This window comes from Pantoea eucalypti (genome assembly GCF_009646115.1).
Classification (GTDB): domain Bacteria; phylum Pseudomonadota; class Gammaproteobacteria; order Enterobacterales; family Enterobacteriaceae; genus Pantoea; species Pantoea eucalypti.
This window is the reverse complement of the sequence record NZ_CP045721.1, coordinates 211,633-226,550: the sequence shown is the minus strand read 5'-3', so window position 1 is coordinate 226,550 and position 14,918 is coordinate 211,633. Positions and strand designations below refer to the sequence as shown.

At 51.2% G+C, this 14,918-nt stretch carries 11 protein-coding genes; 4 read left to right on the top strand and 7 right to left on the bottom strand.

Annotated features, from left to right (window positions below; genetic code table 11):
• Positions 1 to 33: 33 nt before the first annotated feature.
• Entirely contained in the window at positions 34 to 1,317 is a 1,284-nt protein-coding gene (locus EE896_RS19880) for an arsenic transporter (RefSeq protein ID WP_008924814.1), read from the bottom strand.
• Between the two features lie 86 nt (positions 1,318 to 1,403).
• Positions 1,404 to 1,757: a metalloregulator ArsR/SmtB family transcription factor gene (locus EE896_RS19875; protein WP_008924815.1), complete on the bottom strand. Its 354-nt coding sequence runs from the start codon at positions 1,755 to 1,757 to the stop codon at positions 1,404 to 1,406.
• Positions 1,758 to 2,242: 485 nt separating this feature from the next.
• Here EE896_RS19875 and EE896_RS19870 point away from each other — a divergent pair, with 485 nt between their 5' ends.
• Positions 2,243 to 3,721, top strand: coding sequence for a SulP family inorganic anion transporter (locus tag EE896_RS19870; protein ID WP_105099632.1), 1,479 nt, complete (start codon positions 2,243 to 2,245; stop codon positions 3,719 to 3,721).
• Positions 3,722 to 3,780: 59 nt separating this feature from the next.
• Here the strand turns inward: EE896_RS19870 and EE896_RS19865 are convergent, their stop codons facing one another.
• Positions 3,781 to 4,701, bottom strand: a complete 921-nt coding sequence (locus EE896_RS19865; RefSeq protein WP_140915775.1) for an AraC family transcriptional regulator — start codon at positions 4,699 to 4,701, stop codon at positions 3,781 to 3,783.
• A 106-nt stretch (positions 4,702 to 4,807) separates the two neighbouring features.
• Between EE896_RS19865 and EE896_RS19860 the strand changes: the two genes are divergently transcribed.
• From EE896_RS19860 to EE896_RS19850, 3 genes are all read left to right on the top strand, one after another.
• Positions 4,808 to 5,641: an oxidoreductase gene (locus EE896_RS19860; protein ID WP_140034279.1), complete on the top strand. Its 834-nt coding sequence runs from the start codon at positions 4,808 to 4,810 to the stop codon at positions 5,639 to 5,641.
• Positions 5,642 to 6,129: 488 nt separating this feature from the next.
• Positions 6,130 to 6,498: a hypothetical protein gene (locus tag EE896_RS19855; protein ID WP_140915774.1), complete on the top strand. Its 369-nt coding sequence runs from the start codon at positions 6,130 to 6,132 to the stop codon at positions 6,496 to 6,498.
• Positions 6,499 to 6,547: 49 nt separating this feature from the next.
• Positions 6,548 to 8,605, top strand: a complete 2,058-nt coding sequence (locus EE896_RS19850) for a pyrroloquinoline quinone-dependent dehydrogenase (protein ID WP_373681453.1) — start codon at positions 6,548 to 6,550, stop codon at positions 8,603 to 8,605.
• 757 nt (positions 8,606 to 9,362) lie between these two features.
• Here EE896_RS19850 and EE896_RS19845 read toward each other — a convergent pair.
• The 4 genes from EE896_RS19845 to eptB all read right to left on the bottom strand — a co-directional run bounded on the left by EE896_RS19845 (position 9,363) and on the right by eptB (position 14,763).
• Positions 9,363 to 10,057 (bottom strand): IS6 family transposase gene (locus EE896_RS19845; RefSeq protein ID WP_140915772.1). Its coding sequence is split into 2 segments (ribosomal slippage): positions 9,363 to 9,484 and positions 9,484 to 10,057, totalling 696 coding nucleotides; the frame shifts between segments, so codons are not numbered across the junction.
• 45 nt (positions 10,058 to 10,102) lie between these two features.
• Entirely contained in the window at positions 10,103 to 11,266 is a 1,164-nt protein-coding gene (locus EE896_RS22805; RefSeq protein ID WP_140915771.1) for a PAS domain-containing protein, read from the bottom strand.
• A gap of 376 nt (positions 11,267 to 11,642) precedes the next feature.
• A complete protein-coding gene (locus EE896_RS19835) occupies positions 11,643 to 12,776 on the bottom strand; it encodes a glutathione-independent formaldehyde dehydrogenase (RefSeq protein ID WP_008924432.1) in 1,134 nt (377 codons plus the stop codon).
• 328 nt (positions 12,777 to 13,104) lie between these two features.
• Complete coding sequence (gene eptB / locus EE896_RS19830; protein ID WP_140915770.1) at positions 13,105 to 14,763, bottom strand: kdo(2)-lipid A phosphoethanolamine 7''-transferase; 1,659 nt, start codon at positions 14,761 to 14,763, stop codon at positions 13,105 to 13,107.
• Positions 14,764 to 14,918 lie beyond the last annotated feature (155 nt).

Here is a 14,918-nt window from a genome sequence, read left to right as displayed (position 1 = left end):
AAGACGGTGCGTGCACGCAGCGCCAGATTAAGGTTAAACAGAGAGACGCAGGGCCAGCGCGGCCAGCGTCACAAAAAGCACCGGCAGGGTCATGATAATGCCCACGCGAAAGTAATAGCCCCAGCTGACGCTGATGTTTTTCTGTGCCAGAACGTGCAGCCACAGCAGGGTTGCCAGGCTGCCAATCGGAGTGATTTTCGGGCCGAGGTCGCAGCCAATGATGTTGGCATATATCATCGCCTCCTTCACCACACCCTGAGCGGTGCTGCCGTCAATGGAGAGCGCTCCGACTAAGACCGTTGGCATGTTGTTCATCACTGATGACAAAAAGGCTGTGAGAAAACCGGTACCCATCGTCGCACCCCAGACGCCGTGCTCCGCAAACCGGTTCAGTGCAGCCGATAGGTAATCCGTGAGTCCGGCATTGCGCAGGCCATACACGACGAGGTACATGCCCAGCGAAAAGATGACTATCTGCCAGGGCGCACCTTTCAGCACTTTACCGGTATCAATAACCGCCCCTTTTCGGGCAACCAGCCAGAGGATAAATGCCGCCACCGCCGCAACCAGACTAACCGGCACGCCGAGCGGCTCCAGACCAAAAAAGCCGGCCAGCAGCAGGAGCAGAACCAGCCAGCCGGCTTTAAAGGTTCGCCTGTCACGAATAGCTTCCCGTGGAAGCTTCAGCCTGGTCAGGTCATAGGTGACCGGAATCTCTTTGCGGAAAAACAGATGCAGCATTCCCAGCGTGGCGGCAACAGAGGCGATATTCACCGGAACCATGACGGACGCATACTCACTAAAGCCCAGCTTAAAGAAATCCGCCGTCACGATGTTGACCAGGTTCGAGACGATAAGCGGCAGGCTGGACGTGTCCGCGATAAAGCCGGCCGCTATAACAAATGCCAGCGTGGCAGCCGGACTGAAACCCAGCGCAAGCAGCATAGCGATGACGATGGGCGTCAGGATAAGTGCAGCACCGTCATTGGCAAACAGCGCCGCCACCGCCGCGCCCAGCAAAATAATGCAGGTGAACAGCAGTCTGCCTCTGCCGCCTCCCCAGCGGGAAACATGCAGAGCCGCCCACTCAAAAAAGCCAGACTCATCTAACAGCAGGCTGATGATGATGACCGCAATAAACGTGGCCGTGGCATTCCAGACAATCTGCCAGACAACCGGAATATCATCGATATGCACCACGCCGGTGAGCAGTGCCAGCGCAGCACCAATAACGGCGCTCCAGCCAATACTGAGCCCTTTCGGCTGCCAGATAACCAGTACCAGTGTCAGGATAAAAACTGCACCCGCCAGAAACATACACTCTCCTTTAATACTGCGCCTGTCATAACGGGCACAGCAATTCAAAATACATATGAAAAAACATATGTGTATGTATAAAATTTTTAAATGCAGACAGATTTGCCGTTAGTGGTCACGTTGTCCCGTTCAGCCTGCTTGCTGAGATCCAAAATGTCATCCCGCTGACAAAGATAAGCCTGTTCAATCACCGCTGCCGCCCAGGCGGGCATGTGAGGTGACAACCGGTAATGAATCCATTTGCCCTCTCGCCTGTCAATCAGCAGGCCTGTATCTCTGAGTAAAGCGAGATGCCGCGATATCTTGGGCTGGCTTTCTTTCAGTATAAGCGTCAGCTCGCACACACAGAGTTCGCCTTTTTCGCGCAAAAGCAGGACAAGGTTTAAACGCGTTTCGTCCGACAGCCCTTTGAAGAGCTGAAGAGGAGAAAGCTGGGGCATGATAGAGCTCCCGATAACAGGGGTAAAAAAACAGTGTGACTTTCTATCTCTGTGCCGTCAACACACATGCATCATTCCACATATATTGTTCAGCTGGTTTCACATATTACTGTGCTATGCCCCGGATGGCGCGTACCTGCATGCCCGTTTCTGCGGCTGTCACCGACACCCTTCTGCGCGCTCAAATGTTGACCTCACATCCCTTTCGTTTATAGTTGATTGCCTGTCCGGATAAGAACGGACATCACCGTCAGCGCAGCCTCCACCGTCTCTGCTGGCTAAATTCAGTCCTGCAGGCACCTTTTTGCCTTAAAGGAGAACTCAAAAATCATGCGTCTTACGCCACCCTGAGTCTTCACCCTCCCCTGTCGCACTGAGTAATCTCAGTCGCACACTCGAAAACATCCTGTCTGCGGATGTGCTTTTTTGTACCTGAAACTTTTTGCCCTCCCGGGCTGACTGTATTCAAAATCTGAGAAATTACTATGCTGCTGTCCTCGACGCGTAAGGACTGGCTGGGCAACGTCCGTGGTGACGTCCTTGCTGGTATTGTTGTCGCGCTCGCACTCATTCCAGAAGCGATCGCCTTTTCTATTATCGCTGGCGTAGATCCGCAGGTTGGACTCTACTCCGCATTCTGTATCCCCATCGTCATGGCTTTCTTTGGCGGCCGTCCGGCGATGATCTCTTCTTCAACCGGCGCAATGGCGCTGCTGATGGTCACGCTGGTTAAGGACCACGGGCTGCAGTATCTGCTTGCTGCCTCGGTAATGACCGGCATATTGCAGCTGCTCGCCGGCTACCTGAAACTCGGCAGCCTGATGCGCTTCGTATCCCGTTCGGTCGTGACCGGCTTCGTCAATGCGCTGGCGATACTGATCTTTATGGCACAACTGCCAGAGCTCACAAACGTCACCTGGCACGTCTATGCGCTCACCGCCGCAGGCCTGGCAATCATCTACCTCTTTCCCTACCTCAATAAAACCCTTCCCTCCCCGCTGGTCTGCATCGTGGTGCTGACCGCCATCTCCATGTGGCTGCATTTAGATGTGCGCACCGTAGGCGACATGGGCAAGCTGCCGGATAGCCTGCCGGTGTTCCTTATCCCGGACATTCCACTGAACATGGATACGTTGCTGATAATCCTGCCTTACTCCGCCGGCCTTGCCGTTGTAGGGCTGCTGGAATCCATGATGACCGCCACTATTGTGGACGATATGACCGACACCCCGAGCGATAAAAACCGCGAGTGCAAGGCGCAGGGTATTGCCAACGTCTGTACGGCATTTATTGGCGGCATGGCGGGCTGCGCCATGATTGGTCAGTCAGTGATTAACGTGAAGTCGGGTGGACGGGGGAGGCTTTCCACTCTCACGGCCGGCGTGGTGCTACTGTTGATGGTGATCTTCCTGCGCGATTGGGTGTCTCAGATACCCATGGCGGCGCTGGTTGCGGTGATGATTATGGTTTCCATCGGCACCTTCTCATGGCGATCAATTACGAACCTGCGGACCCATCCGGTTTCAACCAGCATCGTAATGCTGGCGACCGTTGTCGTGGTGGTGGCAACCCACAATCTTGCGTTTGGTGTGCTGACCGGCGTGCTGATTGCGTCACTGAACTTTGCCACAAAAGTGGCCCATTTTATGACAGTCAGGTCGTCACTGGAGGGTGATACCCGAACCTACACAGTGACAGGCCAGGTCTTTTTTGCCTCAGCAGATCGTTTTACCCGCCACTTTGATTTTCAGGAAACTCAGGAAAGAGTGGTGATTGACGTAACGTTCGCGCATTTCTGGGACATTACGTCGATCAACGCGCTGGACCGCATCGTGATTAAATTCCGCCGCGAGGGTGCCAAAGTGGAAATCCGGGGCATGAACGACGCAACCCGCACGCTCATTGACCGTTTTGGTGTGCATGACAAACCTGAAGAGGTTGAACGGATAATGGGTGGCCATTAATCCACATGAGATCACTGGCGTGCCAATCCGCACGCCCTATTCCGCGAAACTGAGAAAGCTTAATGCGATGAAATGAATACCGACGCTGGCTGCGGAGGCGGGACAACAAAATGACGCTGCATACGTTTTATCTCCTCTGCTGGCGGCAAGCCAAACAGGCGTTTGAACTCGCGATTAAATTGCGACGGGCTTTCATAACCAACGGCATAACTCGCGGCGGCCGCGGTGATCTGCTGGCGTACCATCAGCATGCGCGCCTGATGCAGGCGTATCGATTTCACATACTGCATCGGCGGCATCCGGGTTATCGCTTTAAAATGATGATGGAACGTCGGTACGCTCATTCCCGTCTCCATCGCCAGTTGTGTCAGCGTTAACGGCTCCGCGTAAGTGGCATGGATGCGCTGTAACGCTTTGCCGATTTTGCCAAACTGGCCCTGTAAGGCCAGCGCGGCACGCATTGCGTTGCCCTGTACGCCTGTCAGCACGCGAAAATAGAGTTCACGAAGGCGTGCAGGACCCAGGATCTCCGCCTCAAGCGGATCATTCAGGACTTCGAGCAAGCGCAGCACAGCCGTTTTAACCCTGTCATCCATTATGCTCGACATCATGCTTTGCGGCACTGCCGAGGGATGCGGGGTGCCATGCTTCTCAATCTGCAGCATCAGTTCAGCGGCAAGCTGAAAGTCCAGATGCAGATACATCGCCAGTAACGGATGTTCTGCCGACGCGTCGGTTTCCATCACAAAGGGTACGGGCACTGAAACCGCCAGATAGTGCTGCTCATCATATAGATAAGTCTGCTGACCGAAATAACCGCATTTACTGCCCTGGCAGACGATCACAATGCCCGGATCGTAAAGGACAGGCGTTCTCCTAAGCGGTCGGTCGGAGCGCAAAATGCGCACATCGGGTAAGGCAGTGAGGTTGTATCCCTCCTGCACCGCAAGTGTTTTCACCAGAGAAATGATTCCTGACATCCCGCCACCTCATAAAATCAGGCAAGAAAAAGAGAAGATACGGCCTAAGAATGCGGCGATACTGAGAATACCATGCAACCTTCACACTGTATGGGAGTTCTTTTTTATGACATCTGCAAAAACCATTTTAATCACCGGCGTCAGCAGTGGCTTTGGTCTCGCGCTGGCACGGGAAGCACTTGCCGCAGGCCATCAAGTCATCGGTACTGTGCGCAACCGCGAAGCCCAAAAGGCTTTTGAGGCGCTTGATGCACAGCGCGCTTTTGGACGACTGCTTGATGTCACGGACGTTGAGCGTATTGATAAGGTAGTCAATGAGATTGAGTCCGACGTCGGGCCCATTGAGGTCCTGGTAAATAATGCCGGTTATGGCCATGAGGGCATTCTGGAAGAATCCTCGCTCGCTGAGATGCGACGGCAGTTTGACGTGAATGTGTTTGGCGCAGTCGCGATGATCAAAGCTGTCCTGCCGGGAATGCGCCATCGGCGCCGTGGACACATCATTAATATCACCTCAATGGGCAGTTTCATTACGCTGCCCGGCATAAGCTATTACTGTGGCAGCAAATTTGCACTGGCAGGAATATCGGAGACATTAAGCAAAGAGCTGGCACCCTTTAATATACATGTGACTGCCGTGGCGCCCGGCTCGTTTCGCACGGATTGGGCCGGGCGTTCAATGGTGCGTAGCGACCGCAGTATCCCGGACTATGACGCTTTATTCGACCCCATTCGTCAGGCACGTCAGGAAAAAAGTGGTAAGCAACCCGGTGATCCCGTCAAGGCTGCTCACGCCATCCTGACATTAATTAACAGTCAGAACCCACCCAGGCATTTGTTATTAGGCAGTGATGCATTATCGTTAGTACGGCAGGATCTCGCCGCATTAGGTCGGGAAATAGATCAATGGGAAAACCTCACACGCTCAACGGATGGGTAAACCGTTACTGATACAAAGCGTTCCCTGAATAATGATGGCCGCTCGCACCAGCGGCCATTTCACTCCGGCGCTTTACTGATCTTTATGCTGCTCTTTATTCAAGATGTCATGCGCCTGCACGTCCTGTATTTGGGCACAGCGATGTCTTAATTATCCGTTGCATAACATCATTTCTCCTGTCGAAATAAAACACTGCTGGCTGCATTAACTGATTACGACTGTGGTGATGAGCATAGTTTTCATATACGCCTTCTCAAGACGCGCAATTCCGCGTCGATACCCGTACTCTCTGACCGCTTTGGGCTGAAAGACAGAAGAACGGGGAAAACAGTTGGGCGCTCACCTTCCGACAGGAGGTTTAGTGACCAATAATCGTTGTGTGGATTGCGTGAATAGTTCCCTTTACCGGGTTCAGGAAAAATAATCCGCAAAATTACGTCAGTGCGCCATATTTAATGACTGATCGAATTCAAAAAGGATTTACCGGTATGATGCACTCTCAACCTTCCCGCCTGGGCGGCTTACTCATGCTACTCGCCGCCGTGATTGGCTTCGCGGTCGCTTTGTATGCGTGGCTCACACCACTGACCGGCGTGACTGGCACCATCGGAGCGCTGGGTGTGGCTATTGCCAGCGTAGTACTGGCGTTGCTGACGTTTCTTTTGCGTGGCGCATCCAGGCGTGGTGCGCGCATTACGTTAATGGTGCTGACTTTACTCCTGTTGATCGGTATCGGTTTTGCTGCTGCGCTGCTGCATCAGTACATCATTACCGCAGCGATGGTGATCGGCCTGATTGGCCTGATTGGCCTGATTACACTTAACAATCACTCCGTCCGCCATCGCGTCAACGCCTGAGGAACCCCCTGTGCAAAACAATCACTATTCTCCACTCATGAAAGTCAGTATGACGGCACTGGCGCTGCTGCTTGCGCCGCTCACTCTCCATGCGCAGGATAAAGCCGCAGAAGCCTCAATGGGCGCGCGCGAAAAAGTCGATGCTGAGGCGGCCAATCAACAGTCGCCAGGCACGACAAAAACGACTGATGAAGCATCAAGCGGTACGCATAGTGCAGAAAATGTCCTCTCTGCGGATAATCCCGCCACCCCATTGGTGCCCGCCTCTGCCACCTGGGACAGCTTTCATGGTCAGCTGAATGCGCAGAAATACAGTCCTCTTAAACAGATTACCGCTGACAACGTCAGCAAACTGAAGAAAGTCTGGGAGTTTCATACCGGCGATGTCTCCGATGGTAAAGGCGATACACCCGCTACCGTCTGGTCAGCAACACCCATTTTTGCCAATCAGACACTCTATATCGGTACACCGTTTGATCGCCTGATCGCGCTTGACCCAGGCACAGGTAAAGAGAAGTGGCACTATGACACTAAATCATCCCGTAAAGCGCTGACTCAGCCGGTTCTGAAAAACCGTGGCGTATCCTACTGGCAGGCTAAAAATCCGGTTGCCGGCCAGGCCTGTCAGAAGATCGTCTACATGGGAACCGTGGATGGCAAACTTTTTGCGCTGGATGCGGATTCCGGTAAACCGTGCAGCGATTTTGCGGAAAATGGCATATTAGATCTTAATCAGTGGAACACTGTGAATGCCAAATACCCGCTGTCGGTGCTACAGCCACCCACGGTTGTCGGTAACCATCTTCTGATTGGCTGGGCAGGTAAAGACTGGGCCTATGCTGAAGCCCCTCCAGGCACCGTTTTTGCCGTCAACGCGCAGACCGGCAAACGTGAATGGACATTTGAAGCCATTCCGGCGGAGGTTCGCAAACGCACCGGTACGGCTAACGTCTGGACGCATATGTCTGCCGATGAGGCGCACGGTCTGGTCTATCTGCCTGTCTCGTCGCCGTCTCCTAACTACTGGGGCGGTAACCGCACCGCGCCTATTCCACTAGGTACCTCGACCACGGCACTGGATATTGATACCGGTAAAGTTGTCTGGTCCCGCCAGTGGGTACATCACGATGTATGGGATTACGACATCAACTCTGCGCCAACGCTGATGGATATCACCGTCAACGGTAAACAGATCCCGGCACTGATTCAGGCCACCAAGCAGGGCTTTTTGTTTGTGGTTAACCGTCTGACCGGCGAGGATGTCTGGCCGATTGAAGAGCGACCGGTGCCTCAGGGTGATGGATCCGTAGAGGGTGAAGTGCTCTCGCCAACCCAGCCATTCCCAACCAAACCTGCGCCGCTGCTCGATCAGTCGAAAAAACCAGCGATCTGGAAACTGGCGGATGTGGTGGGTGCTGGTCAGTGTTCACGACTGTGGGATAAGCTGACCTATGAGGGTATGTATACGCCGCCAACGACCAAAGGCGAAGGTGCACTGACCTACCCGGACAGTGCCGGTGGCGTACAGTGGGGCGGCGTGGCGTTCGATCCACAAAAACAGATTGCTATCGTTAACACCTCTCACATTGTGCAGTATGTGAAACTTTACAGCCGCAAAGATTATGAAAAAGCGGATAACGGTTCCGGCAATGAAAGCGGTTTTGCCCCTCAGGAAGGCGCGCCCTACGGCCTGCGCCTGATGGTTGCAAACAACTGGCTGGGTATGCCGTGCTGGCAGCCGCCATTTGGTGAAATTGTCGCAATTGATATGCACACCGGTGACGTTAAATGGCGTCGTCCTGTTGGCGCATCACAGCAGTATGGCTTCTTTATGCCAGAAAGCTGGGGCTCCCCGACGATTGGCGGCCCGGCTGTAACGGCAGGTGGCGTCATTTTCATCGGTGCTTCAATGGATGCAAAAGTTCGCGCCTACTCTGTTGAGAGCGGCGAAGAATTATGGTCCGATCAGGCAGAAGCCCCTGCGGTAGCTAACCCATCGGTCTACGAGTACAAAGGCCGTCAGTATGTGGCGTTTGTCGCGGGTGGTAATACCATCCTGAAAGATCAGGTGGGTGATCAGGTGGTGGTTTACGCCCTGCCTGAATAACAGACGCCGAAGAAACGCTAAGTAGCATGGGGCCTCAGGGCCCCATTTTTTTTCGTCCAGGCATCACGTGCCTGTTAAAACCAGACCATTTAACTGCGTTTTGGCCGTAATCCTGTGAAATTTTTACAAGCCTTGTTGACTGATGAGGTGCAGTTCATTTGACCGATTAAAGCACCCCGTTAGCTTTGTTACTGCGCCAGCTTAACCAACCCCGCTTTAGCATGCTTTTTAACCAGCTCTGTAATGGACGATGACGCAATGTTGTCGATCAGGGCTCTGAAATGCACCATTACTCCTGGCCTCGCGGCGCAATTCCTTCCATAAGTGTGTGATGCCTGTCAGTAAGGTTGATATCAGTGATGGCGCATCTGCTGCTCACTTAATGCGAACCGGGTCTGTTGCCCTGTCTGCTTGATCGATGACTGCTGAAATAGTGGCCACTCTTCTGTCGTTCCGGACTGAAGAAGCGATCAGATTCCCATGCATAGGCTGTGCACCACTTAAGTGAAAACAGAGAGTCTATCTGCTGGCCGCTGCAACGCAGCCAGCTGAGCCTGCTAGTTACCGTTGGGATACGCGGGCCGGGCTCGCGGAGCGATCCGAGCCGGATAAGCCGGGTACACAGTGCTGCCCCGATAGTCAGGCAGGCGACCATTATGAGAAGCGAAATGAGAAAGGCATGGGTAATGGCTGCGCCGCTGTGACGGCTCTGTCGCATTAGCGTAGACAAGTCAGCAAAAGTGGCATTGCCGATTTATTAAACAGCCAATTGATAAAATTGCTCTGCCGGTGACAATTCACTGTTGGCTGAATGATGAAATTGACCCTTGCGTATCATGTGCAATAATTCAATGCCAGCCAGTATCGTCTGCGCTCGCCAAATGATTTGAATCCCAGCATGGGCCGTATCCGGCGCTTGATGTTTCGGTGATCCTGTTCCACCAGGTTGTTCAGGTGCTTACTCTGTCTGACCCTGATGCTTCCATCTGCTGATTTACCGGCGTTGAGTATGGTCAACGCTGCCGTATTGGCGCCACTTTTATCAATGGTCACAACCTCCGGTTCACCGTGGTGGCGCATGGCCTTGCGGAAAAAACGTAGTGCTGCCGCTGCATCCCGTTTAGCCGTCAGCAGAAAGTCGATAGTCTGACCATCAGTGTCAACTGCCCGGTACAGGTATTTCCACTCACCTTTAACTTTTATGGAGGTTTCATCCATCCGCCATCGACGACCCACTGTGCGTTTACATCTGCGAAACGCCCTGTCCAGCCGGGGTACCATGCGGATGACCCAGCGGTGAAGTGTGGAGTGATCAACAATAATACCCCGCTCAGCCATCATCTCTTCGAGGTTGCGCAGGCTGAGTGAGTACGCCAGATACCAGCGGACACACTGCGCGATAATATCAACGGGATAATGGAAGCGTCGGAAAGATTTCTGGATCAAGGACATATTCGGCAACATTACAAAAAAAACAGCATGTTACCTGACGGCTCCTTAATGCGACAGAGCCTCCAGCCGGACCTGCAGGCGGCTAATGTTTTCGGTTATCTCAGCGGTTCTGTCCGCCAGTTCGCGAATTTCACTGGCAATAACGGAAAAGCCCCGCCCCTGTACCCCTGCTCTTGCGGCCTCAATGCTGGCGTTCAATGAGATGAGTTTGATCTGAGCAGCGATATTTGCATTTTCGGAGACCAAATCAGCAATTTCACTGACAGACGCTGCAGCCTCATGTTTTCGTTGACGTTCATGCTCAGCCTGAGCTTCCCGGTCTTTCAGTGTCTGGATATCAATCAGGGCACCGACCGCCCGCAAAGGTACGCCGTCTTTGTCGCGTCGGGTCTGACCGCGGGCCCGGAACCATCGGTAATTGCCGTTTTTGAGTTTGACGCGGTAGTCAACGTCATAACCTGTTGCGCCTGAATGATCGTTAAGGTGTTTTATAAAGGCATCCAGCGTGTGATGGCTGTCGTCCGGGTGAAGACGCGAAGCCCAGCTGTCAATCACATCAGGAAACTCTTCAACAGTTTCGAATCCGAGCAGTTTCCTGAACTGTGGAGACCACCAGAACACATTTTTCGGATGTAAAGGGTCACCATTAATAATCTGAAGATCCCATAGGCCGTCATTCAGCATTTCACGTGACAGGTTGAAACGGGTCATGGCGATGTCGTATTCACTTTCGTGCGCAACATCATCGTTAATGTTCAGCAACATTCCAGTCAGTCTTTGACTCTGGCTGTCCGGGCTGCGCTCACGTTTTACCGCCACCTGAAACCACTCATAACTTCCGCCCGCTGTCTTAAAACGGCATTTTTGCTTTACGTCGCGAGAAACTGGGGCCTGCGTGTTTCGTAAAAGATGCCTGAAATGGCTTTTATCTTCTTCATGAACAAGGGAACAGAGCGCTGAGAGCGTCGTGGTATTACTGCTTCCGCGTGACAAACCTAACGACGCTGCCGATGAAATCCATAGCGTCGTGCTCTCGTTGATGTCTTTACCCTCACATATCCATAACACTTCTGGCAGCAGGGCCAAAAAGCTGTCCAGACGTTCGGGTAGCTGACTACGTGGCTGGAACTCTTCAATTAACACTTCAGGCACTGTGGATGAAATGACCTCTGCGGCGGAGGGTGATTTTTTGAATAATTTACCTAACATAACGGCTCCCGGTGAGAAAAAATAAATAACAGTCATGTTATCGGCCATATCACAGCTTATATAAGCGAGATAAATCGTTAAATTTTCTATTGTTTGTTTTAGCGGCATGGGCTGCAGGTGATTTAATGCAAGGCCCGACGCTGCTCCCGGTTATAGGGCGCCGGTCTCTTTCAAAACAGAGAACAGAAGCATTCCAGGGCTACACGACATGATGTGATGTGATGATAAAAAAAACAGAACGGAATGCCTGTTTAATAAGTGGCTGACGAGAGTCAGAGCGGCTGGTTGCTGCAGAAAAATATGATGACGGGATACGCAATGATATCCCGTCGGCACTTCAGCATTTCTACGATTTTTGCTTACCGGCCAACTTATGTTATGGCTTCAGTATAACCTTCGTCCATCCTTCATCGCGGTCGTCAAAATGCTTATATCCCGCAGGCGCTTCTGCAAGCGAAAGACGGTGTGAGATTATGTCTCCCGGGCTGGCTTTACCTTGATGAATCAGGCGTGACAACTGACGATTATAGGCTTTGACATTAGCCTGACCGGTGCGGATTGCCTGTCCTTTAAACCAGAAACTCCCGAAATCAAAGGGCATCTTACCTTCTTTAGCAAGGTCCGAAGAAGCTCCCGGATCCTGAGGAACAAATACGCCAACAACACCGATTCCCCCGGTTGCTTTCGTTGACGCAACGAGACTGTTCATGGTGACTGAATTGTCTTCATGGCCATGTTTGTTACAGCACTGATAACCCACACATTCACAGCCACAGTCGGTGCCACGCCCGTCCGTCAGGTCGAGAATTTTCTGCACGGCCTCATCACCAACAGCATTGATGGCCGTTGCCCCCAGTTTTTCTGCCAGCGCTAAACGGTCTTTATGTGTATCCACAACGAATACCTGTGAAGCACCTTTTATGATGGCTGAGTGTGCAGCCATCAAACCCACCGGCCCCGCGCCATAAATGGCAACGCTTTCGCCGGGCTTTAATCCGGCAAGTTCTGTTGCATGCCAGCCGGTAGGGAAAATGTCCGAGAGCATCACATAGTCATCTTCTTTTTCCGCTGCGTCAGGCGGAAGCACGAGGCAGTTAAAATCTGCAAAAGGAACCCGAAGCAGTTCCGCCTGACCGCCTTCCCAGGAGCCCATTTCGGCAAACCCATAGGCCGCTCCCGCGGTACCCGGATTGGCGGTAAGGCAATATCCCGTCAGACCTTTTTCACAATTCTCGCAAAAACCGCATCCGATATTGAATGGCAGACAGACATAGTCACCGACCTTGATACGCTCAACGCCCGAGCCAATTTCAACCACCTCACCCATGTTTTCGTGCCCCAGAATACGTCCCTGCTCAAAGCTGGTCCGGCCCTCATACATGTGCAGGTCAGACCCACAAATGTTAGTGGTGGTAATGCGGACAAGGACATCTGTAGGACGAACAATTTTCGCATCAGGGACATCTTTAACTTTTACATCATAGGGACCGTTATAAATTACTGCTTTCATGATCTTCTCCTGCTTGCGTCCGGAAGTAGACTCTCTTTCGGCCGGGTGATTGTCAGCTAAGCTTAGCTGCCATGGCTGATAACGCGATCGGCAGCACAGTAATCGGGATATTTCCTGGCTGGCTGTGTTGAGGCGTGCTGCTGCGGGGATGACGCACAAAAGCAGTCTGAGAAAGATGACGCTTCTGAATCCTTGTGGAGCCGGCGATCACGGGCAGTATTAACAGTGTGAGCGCAGGCAAAAAAGAAAAGGTGAAATGAAATAATTCAGTTCACCTTTTCGTAATGATTTCATTTTTAGTCAGATCTTATAAGCGCTGACCACCCTTTTACTGCGAATGGGAACACCAGTTTCTTAACGGATTAATACCGCCATCAGGTGATGTAAATCCAGAGCAACCTAAAATGCTGTCAAATAGCTTTTCATGAAATACCGGTGTTTTTTTGTCCTGCAGTTGTCTTAATTTTTCAAAAGAGGCGTTGTTATCTTTATCCTCAAGGAATTTGTCAGAAGCCCAGACCATCACAGGAATAGTGCGCTGGGCTAAGGGTGCGTGATCGCGTGGTGTACCATGAAAATGCATATTCTCAGAAATCGACTCACCGTGGTCTGATGCGTAGAAAACGATAGCATTTTTATCTCTCAGGGTATCGAGTGTCTGTTTAATAAAGTAGTCCATATATAGCAGACTATTATCATAAGAATTCACCATCTCCCGTGTACTGCAGGCATCATCGATCCCCTGACATTCAGGTTTAAAACGTGCAAATTCGCGCGGATAACGCTCTGTATACATGTAGTGTGAGCCTTTCGTATGCAGAATGACGATATGTTTTCCTTTGGGATGTTGCTGTATTGAATCCTTTAATTCACTCACCAGAGCCATATCATCCACCGGCTGACCGGTGTGACGTTTCTCGGCCTGAATAGATTCCCTGAGCGAGTAACTGTCCGCCATGACCTTGTTATAAAACCATGCCTCACTTTGCATGGAGTATAAGTCTTCAGTAAAACCTTGCTTTTTCATTACCGTAAATACGTTCATCTCTTTTAAGGTGCGCTGTGGTGCTTCGGATGCGCCTCCCATTCTGACAAACATGCAGCGGAGCGAGAGCTTGGTCGAGGTATCGCATGAGTAACCCTGCAGGTGAACCAGATTTTTTTCACGATCGAGATAAGGCGTATTATCGCGGGCATAACCGTATAACCCCATATGGTCACGCCGTGCGCTCTCACCAATAATGAACACAATATATAAATCATCTGATTTTTTGGGTGCAACATATCGGAAATGTTCGGAAGGATCGAAAAGATTATGATTATCTTCAGCCTGACTGAGCGAACTGTATGCCAGCAATCCGATGCCTGACAACCAGTTAGATGGAGAATAAGTACCTGCAACAATGCCGCCATAACTCGCCATCATTCGATTGGTTTTTTTATCCTGTTCGTTCTGAAGTTTCCCCATGACATTTAAGGGCAGCCAGCAACATAAAGCGGCGATGAAAAATACTGAACTTCTGCAATACCAGTCGCGCTTTTTTGTATTTTTTGAAGCAGGAAGCGTACGCGATCCGCGCCAGACTGCCCAAAGGGGCAGGATGCTAACAAAGATTAACCAGATAATAAAATGCCATCCAACAGACTCTTTTGAAAGATCTAAGGAGTCAGTTGCTAAAACGGCAGCAATAATGCCATAACCAATATCAATGTTATAAAATATCATGTAGTAACTGGCAGCACTTGAAAAAATAACAAGTAACGTCAGGAGTACGCGTGTCAGAATTTTTCCTGTCAGGGAAATCAGCAGCGTTAATGACATGACAAAAAAGAAGGCGGCTATAACTTCGAAAGTTATCGCAAGTTTATTATCAAAATGCAGTTGATTATAACGGCGGATAAAAACAGGCGTGTTTAATAAAACACCAATATAAAATGAAATGAATGCTGGCATGTAAAATTGCTTTAGCCACTGCCTTTGAAACATTATGATGCACCTCGTCCTTAAATTCTTAAAATCAGTCAGTTACCTACTGCTGCTGAGACGACAGATTAAAGAAAGGGTTCAAATATGCGACATTTTTAGTTACGTTATAATGTAACAATAAATAATAGCCATCGAGATTACTGTTCAACTCAATG

What these genes read in the sequence shown, in the direction of transcription:
- EE896_RS22805 (WP_140915771.1), bottom strand. Translation starts at nt 11,266, where the DNA reads ATGTTAGGTAAATTATTCAAAAAATCACCCTCCGCCGCAGAGGTCATT.
- EE896_RS19865 (WP_140915775.1), bottom strand. Translation starts at nt 4,701, where the DNA reads ATGTCAGGAATCATTTCTCTGGTGAAAACACTTGCGGTGCAGGAGGGA.
- EE896_RS19835 (WP_008924432.1), bottom strand. Translation starts at nt 12,776, where the DNA reads ATGAAAGCAGTAATTTATAACGGTCCCTATGATGTAAAAGTTAAAGAT.
- EE896_RS19850 (WP_373681453.1), top strand. Translation starts at nt 6,548, where the DNA reads ATGACGGCACTGGCGCTGCTGCTTGCGCCGCTCACTCTCCATGCGCAG.
- EE896_RS19875 (WP_008924815.1), bottom strand. Translation starts at nt 1,757, where the DNA reads ATGCCCCAGCTTTCTCCTCTTCAGCTCTTCAAAGGGCTGTCGGACGAA.
- eptB (WP_140915770.1), bottom strand. Translation starts at nt 14,763, where the DNA reads ATGTTTCAAAGGCAGTGGCTAAAGCAATTTTACATGCCAGCATTCATT.
- EE896_RS19880 (WP_008924814.1), bottom strand. Translation starts at nt 1,317, where the DNA reads ATGTTTCTGGCGGGTGCAGTTTTTATCCTGACACTGGTACTGGTTATC.
- EE896_RS19855 (WP_140915774.1), top strand. Translation starts at nt 6,130, where the DNA reads ATGATGCACTCTCAACCTTCCCGCCTGGGCGGCTTACTCATGCTACTC.
- EE896_RS19860 (WP_140034279.1), top strand. Translation starts at nt 4,808, where the DNA reads ATGACATCTGCAAAAACCATTTTAATCACCGGCGTCAGCAGTGGCTTT.
- EE896_RS19870 (WP_105099632.1), top strand. Translation starts at nt 2,243, where the DNA reads ATGCTGCTGTCCTCGACGCGTAAGGACTGGCTGGGCAACGTCCGTGGT.